This window comes from Salmonella sp. K21076, assembly GCF_039650795.1.
Classification (GTDB): Bacteria; Pseudomonadota; Gammaproteobacteria; order Enterobacterales; family Enterobacteriaceae; genus Salmonella; species Salmonella enterica.
This window is the reverse complement of the sequence record NZ_JBCLYA010000024.1, coordinates 241,470-249,768: the sequence shown is the minus strand read 5'-3', so window position 1 is coordinate 249,768 and position 8,299 is coordinate 241,470. Positions and strand designations below refer to the sequence as shown.

The following is an 8,299-nucleotide window of genomic DNA, read 5'->3' as shown; positions in this document are numbered from 1 at the left end:
GCGGGGTGGTGGAGCGTCTGAGCGACACGGTGCAGAACGGTCTGATTAATATCGTGACCATTTTCCTCGGGCTGTCGGTGGGCGCGAAGCTGGTCGCGGATAAGTTCCTGCAGCCGCAGATGCTGGGCATTCTGCTGCTGGGGGTGATTGCCTTTGGTATCGGGACGGCGGCCGGGGTGCTGATGGCGAAGCTGCTGAACCTGTGCAGTAAGAACAAAATCAACCCGCTGATAGGTTCAGCCGGGGTGTCGGCAGTGCCGATGGCAGCCAGGGTGTCGAACAAGGTGGGCCTGGAGTCGAACCCGCAGAACTTCCTGCTGATGCACGCGATGGGGCCGAACGTGGCCGGGGTTATCGGTTCGGCCATTGCGGCGGGCGTGATGCTGAAGTACGTGCTGGCAATGTAATCCAATTCTAATCGGGAGCAGTGATTATGCTCCCGCAAAATGAGGACACAGTAATGAGTGAAATGGTTGCGTTTCGGCAAGGTACATCCATGCCATCCAGAGAAACCATCTTGCGTTATGTTGTTGAGACGGTGAATCAGATAACTGAGCTTGAGCCAGCGCTGCATTTGCTGCCGTGGTCCGGCGTCAACTCAGCAATATATGAGCAACGTTTTGCACAGTGTTACGACGAGGGGCTTTGTGCCGCACAGACGTCGGCACCGAATGTTCCGCAGGGGATTCTGCCATCGACCGATTGGGCTCAGGGTATCGGGTTACTCTGTTTCGCCGCAGGGTATATGAGCGCAGGCGAGCGGCCATTAACACACAATCGGTTATGCGATTTCGTCAAACAGGCGGCTGTTGGTTTATCGCCGATTGAGGGGGAGGCGGCGAGCGGTTTCTCGACGGTGCGTAGTATTGCATTACCCGTATTCAGGCGATTACAACGCGATGGTCACGCGTCTCGGGTCCTGCTGTTACAAACGTTGCTGCATCTGGTCGCCTGGAAAAGCGCATCGCAGTATGCGCGTCAACAGGCGCAACGACTGCTCTGGATGGGCGGCATTCTGGGGGAAGGGAGCGAGTCTGGCTTATTGACACTCGATAAGGCGCTGCGTGAAGAGGCCGTCGGGGAAAAGAGTTTCCCCGCTCTGCTAATCTTCACGAGTTTCCTGGCGCATTTTCCGGCAGGGCCAGTCTTTATTGACTAGCCGTCGAACGACGCAGGCAAAAGCTGCGTCGTTTTAGTTTGACGCCGGGTATTCCTGCACCGTCACCTGGAACGTGAGCTGCTTATCATCCCGCATTACCACGACCGGAATGACGGAGCCCGGGCGAATTTCCGCCACCTGATCCATCGTCTCCAGCGCGGACACGGCGGGTTTATTATTGACCGAAATAATCAAATCATTAACCTGAATACCGGCAAGCGCAGCGGGGCCGTTTGGCGTTACTTCATTAACGACAATGCCCTGAATCGGGTCCATGCCGCTACCCTGCTGCGCGTGCAGCGGCGCGATTTCTCGTCCGCCAATACCGATATAGCCGCGAATCACGCGACCGTCGCGGATAAGCTTATCCATAATTTTCGTGGCTAGCTGGAAGGGAATCGCAAAACCAAGGCCTTCCGGCGTTTCGCCATCGTTACTCTTATCAAAAGAGAGGGTGTTGATCCCCATCAGTTCGCCTAACGAGTTGACCAGCGCGCCGCCGGAATTACCGTGGTTAATCGAGGCGTCGGTCTGGAGAAAATTCTGTCGCCCCGTCGGGTTCAGGCCGATACGACCCGTTGCGCTGATGATCCCCTGGGTGATGGTCTGTCCCAGATTATATGGGTTGCCGATAGCCAGTACGACGTCGCCAATATGCGGTGTACGCTTTGTATTAATCGGGATGGTAGGCAGCCCGCCAGTGGCGTTGATCTTCAGCACCGCCAGGTCGGTAAGCGAATCGGAGCCAACCAGTAGCGCTTCAAAGACGCGGCCATCCTGTAGCGCGACGATAATCTGATCGGCATCGTTAATCACGTGCTTGTTGGTAATAATATAACCGCGTTGATCCATGATCACGCCGGAACCCAGCGTGCGGATCTCCAGTTGATTATGCGCGGTACTGTTCATACTGCGGTTATAGACATTGACGACGGCAGGCGCGGCGCGGCGAACCGCAAAATTATAACTGGCTGGCGTCTCATCGGTACTGTCGAATTGCGGGACGGCGATAGGATTAATTTTGCGCAAAGAAGGCATGACGGCCAACAGAATAGCGCCGACAATTAAACCTATTGCGACCGAACGTAAGAGCTTCACAAACATGATGGAGGCGTCGTTAAAAAAGGGAACGGCAGCAGCATACCATGAGTTAACCGGACATCACATCGCAGGCTGATGCCCGGTTTAAGACAGGATTAGCGCAGCAATAGATAAATGTTCTCGTTGCCGCGTACTACCTGAAGAGCAATGATGGACGGTTTTGCCGCCATCACTTTGCGCATTTCGGCGATAGAACTGATGCGATCGCGATTAACGCCGATGATAACATCATCTTTTTGCAAACCGGCCTGCGCGGCAGGACTGCTTTTTTCGACGCTATCAACCTTAACGCCTTTCGTCCCGTCTTTCAGCTGGCCGTCGCTCAACGTCGCGCCTTGCAACGCCGGGGCGATCATTTCGGCGCTGGCGGAAGAAGAGGTATTGGAATCCAGCGTGACTTCCACCTCCAGCGGCTTACCATCGCGCAGCAGGCCCAGCTTCACTTTCGTGCCCGGTTCGGTGGTGGCGATACGTGAACGCAGTTCGGCAAAGCTATTCAGCGGCTTACCGTTAAGACTGATAATCACGTCTCCGGATTTCACCCCGGCCTTCGCCGAACCTGAATTGGGTAAAACCTCGCTGACAAAAGCGCCACGCTGAACGTTCAGTTTGAATGCCTTAGCGATATCAGCGGTCATTTCAGTGCCTTTAATTCCCAGCAATCCGCGTTTGATTTCGCCGAACTGAATCAACTGCTGCGCCAGCGTCTGCGCCATATTGGAAGGAATAGCAAAGCCAATGCCGATGCTCCCGCCCCCTGGCGCGAGGATTGCGGTATTAATCCCGATCAGCTCGCCGTTCAGGTTAAGCAGCGCGCCGCCGGAGTTGCCGCGGTTAATAGAGGCATCGGTTTGAATAAAGTTCTCAAGCCCTTCCAGATTAAGCCCGCTGCGTCCCAGCGCTGAAATAATCCCGGAGGTGGCGGTTTGTCCAAGGCCAAACGGATTACCAACCGCCACGGCGAAATCGCCGACGCGGAGTTTGTCGGAATCGGCGATGGCAATTTGCGTTAACTTGCTGGGATTCTGAATTTGTAACAGAGCGATATCGCTCTGGTCGTCGCCGCCGATCAGCTTCGCGTCGAATTCGCGTCCGTCATTCAGTTGAATGCTGATCTTCTGTGCCTGATTAATCACATGATTATTGGTTAATACATAGCCTTTCGCGGCATCGATAATCACCCCCGAACCGAGTCCTTCAAACGGCTGGGACGGCTGGTCTGGCAGATCCTCGCCAAAGAATTTTTTAAACTCCTCCGGCACTTTTTGGCTCTGGGTGGCGGTTCCCTCGACTTTTACGCTGACGACAGCAGGCAGCACTTTCTCCAGCATAGGGGCAAGGCTTGGCAGCGTCGCCTGGCCTGGCACCTGGCCTGGTATCGATGCAAGGGCTGGAAACGGTGCCGAAAGAGTTAATCCGACACTTAACGCTAATGCACTTAACAGCTGGGTGTGTTTTTTCATGGATGCTGCTCTCGTACCTTGAATGAACGGATAGACAATTCAAAACAGATTGATGTTATTGAATTTTCAGCCTGGTAACAATGATAATAGCTGGGACAGGAAAGATAGAGAGAGGGCGCAAGCGATGCGCCCGATAAATTTCTTAACGGCGTGCGATTAATCGCGCTTTGCGCCGCTACGTAACAGGCCAGACGCGCCTTCAGAATAATCACGTGGCATTTGTACTGGCGCCTGATCGTTGCTCGCCTCAGACTCCGCCAGACGGTTACGGAACGGATTCGACTCCGCAGACATTTCCGGCAGCAGGCTGCTGGAGCTTTTCGCCATATACTGATACAGCTGGCGGTAATCATGCGCCATGGTATCCAGCAGTTCCGCGCTGCGGGCAAAGTGGCTAACCAGCTCTTCACGGTACTCTTCCAGCTCAGCTTTGTTTTTTTCCAGTTCGTACTGCAATGCCTGCTGTTGACGTAACTTACGATTACCAAAACGCATGGCCACGGCACCAATGATGATACCGACGACTAATCCAATTAGCGCATATTCCCAGGTCATGAACATCTCCCGTTGTCTTATGTTTCCGTAGGGTGTTGGCTCCAGGCTCCATGCCCGCGCCTGATTATGCCACTATAACCGCTAATTTCGTAGAAGTGGAATCCCGACAGCATATCGCGTAGTGTAGAACGGCCTTTTTTTCGTCAGCCGTGAACGACGGCACATCGATTTTCAAGGAATAACAATAACATTATGCAAAGTCTTTCCCCTACATCGCGTTATCTCCAGGCACTCAACGAAGGCACCCATCAGCCTGACGACGTACAGAAAGAGGCGGTCGACCGTCTGGAAACCCTTTATCAGGCGCTCACCGCGAAAAAATCGTCGGCTACGCCACCCGGCGGTCTGATAGCGCGACTGGGGAAATTATTAGGCAAAAACGAACCGGACGCGCAAATACCGGTTCGCGGGCTGTATATGTGGGGGGGCGTGGGTCGCGGCAAAACCTGGCTCATGGATCTCTTCTACCACAGCCTGCCGGGTGAGCGAAAATTGCGCCTGCATTTTCATCGGTTTATGCTGCGCGTGCATGAAGAGCTTACCGCGCTACAGGGACAGATCGATCCGTTAGACATTATTGCCGATCGGTTTAAAACCGAGACGGACGTACTGTGTTTCGATGAGTTTTTCGTCACCGATATTACCGACGCCATGCTGCTGGGCGGTTTAATGAAAGCGCTGTTTGCACGCGGCATTACGCTGGTCGCGACCTCCAATATTCCGCCGGAGGAACTCTACCGCAACGGTTTGCAACGCGCCCGCTTCCTGCCGGCTATCGATGCCATTAAACAGCACTGCGACATTATGAATGTGGACGCCGGCGTCGATTACCGGCTGCGGACGCTGACGCAGGCCCATTTATGGCTAACGCCGCTTAATGATGAAACCCGGCGGCAAATGGATAAACTGTGGCTGGCGTTAGCGGGGGCCGCACGAGAACATGCTCCGACGCTGGAAATCAATCATCGCCCTTTATCCACCCTGGGCGTTGAAAACCAAACGTTAGCGGCCTCTTTCGCTACGCTGTGCGTCGAGGCTCGCAGCCAGCATGATTACATTGCGCTCTCAAGGTTATTTCACACGGTTCTGTTGTTTGACGTGCCGGTCATGACGCCGCTGATGGAGAACGAAGCGCGCCGCTTTATTGCGCTGGTGGATGAGTTTTACGAGCGCCACGTTAAGCTGGTGGTCAGCGCCGCCGCGCCGTTATATGAGATTTATCAGGGGGAGCGACTCAAGTTTGAATTTCAGCGCTGTCTGTCGCGCCTGCAAGAGATGCAGAGTGCGGAGTATCTCAAGCGGGAGCATATGCCGTAAGCCGGACAAGCGTAGCGCTCCGGCATTATGCGGTATTATATCTGTGCAACCTCCCCGACCGAGGGTGAACTAGGCCTGAACAAAACCCGCGGCAAATCGCAAAAAGGGGTCGATCTTTGACCTGGACTTCTCTATAATCCTGCGACCCCACGTTACAAGAGAGTTTTTTCCCAAACTTTCTCTGTGCCGGCCAAACATATCCGAGGGGGTAGGTTTACCGGACTTTGTCGTGTGAACCTCAACTATTTAAACGTTTGGGTGTTCACCAACGTGTAACTTATTTATTTGGGTAAGCTTTTAATGAAAACTTTTACAGCTAAACCAGAAACCGTAAAACGCGACTGGTATGTTGTTGACGCGACCGGTAAAACTCTGGGCCGTCTGGCTACTGAACTGGCTCGTCGCCTGCGCGGTAAGCACAAAGCGGAATACACTCCGCACGTAGATACCGGTGATTACATCATCGTTCTGAACGCTGACAAAGTTGCTGTAACCGGCAACAAGCGTACTGACAAAGTGTACTATCACCACACCGGCCACATCGGTGGTATCAAACAAGCGACCTTTGAAGAGATGATTGCCCGCCGTCCTGAGCGTGTGATTGAAATCGCGGTTAAAGGCATGCTGCCAAAAGGCCCGCTGGGTCGTGCTATGTTCCGTAAACTGAAAGTTTACGCGGGCAACGAGCACAACCACGCGGCACAGCAACCGCAAGTTCTTGACATCTAATCGGGATTATAGGCAATGGCTGAAAATCAATACTACGGCACTGGTCGCCGCAAAAGTTCCGCAGCTCGCGTTTTCATCAAGCCGGGCAACGGTAAAATCGTTATCAACCAACGTTCTCTGGAACAGTACTTCGGTCGTGAAACTGCCCGCATGGTAGTTCGTCAGCCGCTGGAACTGGTCGACATGGTTGAGAAACTGGATCTGTACATCACTGTTAAAGGTGGTGGTATCTCTGGTCAGGCTGGTGCGATCCGTCACGGTATCACCCGCGCTCTGATGGAGTACGACGAGTCCCTGCGTGGCGAACTGCGTAAAGCTGGCTTCGTTACTCGTGACGCTCGTCAGGTTGAACGTAAGAAAGTCGGCCTGCGTAAAGCACGTCGTCGTCCGCAGTTCTCCAAACGTTAATTGTTTTCTGCTTCGGCAGACAACTGTTAGCGAAAAAACCCGCTTTGGCGGGTTTTTTTATGGGCAATGCATTTATCTGTCACAATGAAATGCGGATTGTTGTCTCTTTTTCCCCAATTCCAGAATCGACTCACCACAAAGGTCACAAAATCTGGTAAACTATCATCCAATTTTCTGCCCAAATAGCGGGGAATGTTCATTTTTTGTCTCGTTTCTGAGCAATGATGGCTTTTTTCGCCCTGGGTGACATAACATCTGGCTGGTCACATTGTGGCTGGTAGCAGTAAAAATTCTGAATATACCTGGAGGTTTTCATGGCTGTCGCTGCCAACAAACGTTCGGTAATGACGCTGTTTTCTGGTCCTACTGACATCTATAGCCATCAGGTCCGCATTGTGTTGGCTGAAAAGGGTGTTAGTTTTGAGATCGAACATGTGGAAAAGGACAATCCACCTCAGGATCTGATTGACCTCAACCCGAATCAAAGCGTTCCGACACTGGTGGATCGTGAGCTGACCCTGTGGGAATCTCGCATCATTATGGAATATCTGGATGAGCGTTTCCCCCATCCGCCGCTGATGCCGGTTTATCCGGTCGCGCGCGGTGAAAGCCGTCTGTACATGCACCGTATTGAAAAAGACTGGTATACGCTGATGAACGTCATCGTAAACGGGTCTGCTTCCGAGGTCGACTCTGCGCGTAAACAACTGCGTGAAGAGCTGCTGGCGATTGCGCCGGTATTTGGTCAGAAACCGTATTTCCTGAGCGACGAATTCAGCCTGGTTGATTGCTACCTGGCGCCTCTCCTGTGGCGTTTACCGCAGTTGGGTATCGAATTCAGCGGCGCAGGGGCGAAAGAGCTGAAAGGCTATATGACCCGCGTCTTTGAACGTGATTCTTTCCTGGCTTCTTTAACCGAAGCTGAACGTGAAATGCGCCTCGGTCGGGGTTAACCTGTATGGATTTGTCACAGTTGACGCCGCGTCGTCCCTATCTGTTGCGTGCTTTCTACGAGTGGTTGCTGGATAACCAGTTGACCCCGCATCTGGTGGTGGATGTGATGCTGCCTGGCGTGCATGTCCCTATGGAATATGCGCGCGATGGGCAAATCGTCCTCAATATTGCGCCGCGGGCGGTAGGTAATCTGGAGCTGTCTAATGATGAAGTGCGTTTTAATGCGCGCTTCGGCGGCGTTCCCCGTCAGGTTTCTGTGCCTTTGGCTGCGGTGCTGGCGATTTACGCCCGTGAAAACGGCGCAGGCACCATGTTTGAGCCTGAAGCCGCCTATGATGAAGACGTTGTCAGCTTAAATGATGATGACAATACCGCAGGCGCGGAAAGCGAGACCGTGATGTCCGTCATTGATGGCGATAAGCCCGACCACGATGACGACAGTAGTCCTGATGACGAGCCGCCTCCGCCGCGTGGCGGACGTCCGGCGCTGCGCGTAGTAAAATAATCAACAGGCCCTGAAGGGCCTGTTTTGTTTGGTCTCCTCGCGGGTTCACCCTGCTTTTGAAGCTGTGTTACGATAAGCTTGCTATTATTTGCCACCGACCACTCATGA

Annotated in this window: 11 protein-coding genes; 7 read left to right on the top strand and 4 right to left on the bottom strand. The window is 53.3% G+C overall.

All coding sequences use genetic code 11. The annotated features are described in order from the left end of the window. Both AAYN39_RS09090 and AAYN39_RS09085 read left to right on the top strand, forming a co-directional pair. A partial coding sequence (locus tag AAYN39_RS09090) for a sodium ion-translocating decarboxylase subunit beta (protein ID WP_346253943.1) occupies positions 1–407 on the top strand: 407 nt, incomplete at its 5' end. 20 nt (positions 408–427) lie between these two features. Beyond that, positions 428–1,159: a triphosphoribosyl-dephospho-CoA synthase gene (locus AAYN39_RS09085; RefSeq protein WP_000605621.1), complete on the top strand. Its 732-nt coding sequence runs from the start codon at positions 428–430 to the stop codon at positions 1,157–1,159. A gap of 33 nt (positions 1,160–1,192) precedes the next feature. Here the strand turns inward: AAYN39_RS09085 and degS are convergent, their stop codons facing one another. From degS to zapG, 3 genes are all read right to left on the bottom strand, one after another. Then, the gene (gene degS / locus AAYN39_RS09080; protein ID WP_000497705.1) at positions 1,193–2,263 is read right to left on the bottom strand and encodes an outer membrane-stress sensor serine endopeptidase DegS; all 1,071 of its coding nucleotides are present in this window, start codon (positions 2,261–2,263) and stop codon (positions 1,193–1,195) included. Positions 2,264–2,355: 92 nt separating this feature from the next. Then, complete coding sequence (gene degQ, locus AAYN39_RS09075; RefSeq protein WP_000716695.1) at positions 2,356–3,723, bottom strand: serine endoprotease DegQ; 1,368 nt, start codon at positions 3,721–3,723, stop codon at positions 2,356–2,358. A 156-nt stretch (positions 3,724–3,879) separates the two neighbouring features. Then, positions 3,880–4,278 carry a Z-ring associated protein ZapG gene (gene zapG, locus AAYN39_RS09070; protein WP_001763923.1) on the bottom strand — a complete coding sequence of 133 codons (399 nt, stop codon included), beginning with the start codon at positions 4,276–4,278 and terminating at the stop codon, positions 3,880–3,882. 192 nt (positions 4,279–4,470) lie between these two features. Here zapG and zapE point away from each other — a divergent pair, with 192 nt between their 5' ends. The 3 genes from zapE to rpsI all read left to right on the top strand — a co-directional run bounded on the left by zapE (position 4,471) and on the right by rpsI (position 6,732). Next, positions 4,471–5,595, top strand: coding sequence for a cell division protein ZapE (gene zapE, locus AAYN39_RS09065; RefSeq protein WP_001191224.1), 1,125 nt, complete (start codon positions 4,471–4,473; stop codon positions 5,593–5,595). A 300-nt stretch (positions 5,596–5,895) separates the two neighbouring features. Next, a complete protein-coding gene (gene rplM / locus AAYN39_RS09060) occupies positions 5,896–6,324 on the top strand; it encodes a 50S ribosomal protein L13 (protein WP_000847559.1) in 429 nt (142 codons plus the stop codon). A gap of 15 nt (positions 6,325–6,339) precedes the next feature. Next, entirely contained in the window at positions 6,340–6,732 is a 393-nt protein-coding gene (rpsI, locus tag AAYN39_RS09055; RefSeq protein WP_000829815.1) for a 30S ribosomal protein S9, read from the top strand. Between the two features lie 26 nt (positions 6,733–6,758). On the opposite strand, the gene AAYN39_RS09050 is transcribed toward rpsI, so the two are convergent. Further along, positions 6,759–6,932 carry a hypothetical protein gene (locus AAYN39_RS09050; RefSeq protein WP_001760917.1) on the bottom strand — a complete coding sequence of 58 codons (174 nt, stop codon included), beginning with the start codon at positions 6,930–6,932 and terminating at the stop codon, positions 6,759–6,761. A gap of 114 nt (positions 6,933–7,046) precedes the next feature. Here AAYN39_RS09050 and sspA point away from each other — a divergent pair, with 114 nt between their 5' ends. Beyond that, the gene (gene sspA / locus AAYN39_RS09045) at positions 7,047–7,685 is read left to right on the top strand and encodes a stringent starvation protein SspA (protein ID WP_000257300.1); all 639 of its coding nucleotides are present in this window, start codon (positions 7,047–7,049) and stop codon (positions 7,683–7,685) included. 5 nt (positions 7,686–7,690) lie between these two features. Then, entirely contained in the window at positions 7,691–8,191 is a 501-nt protein-coding gene (sspB, locus tag AAYN39_RS09040; RefSeq protein WP_000366112.1) for a ClpXP protease specificity-enhancing factor, read from the top strand. Positions 8,192–8,299: the final 108 nt, after the last annotated feature.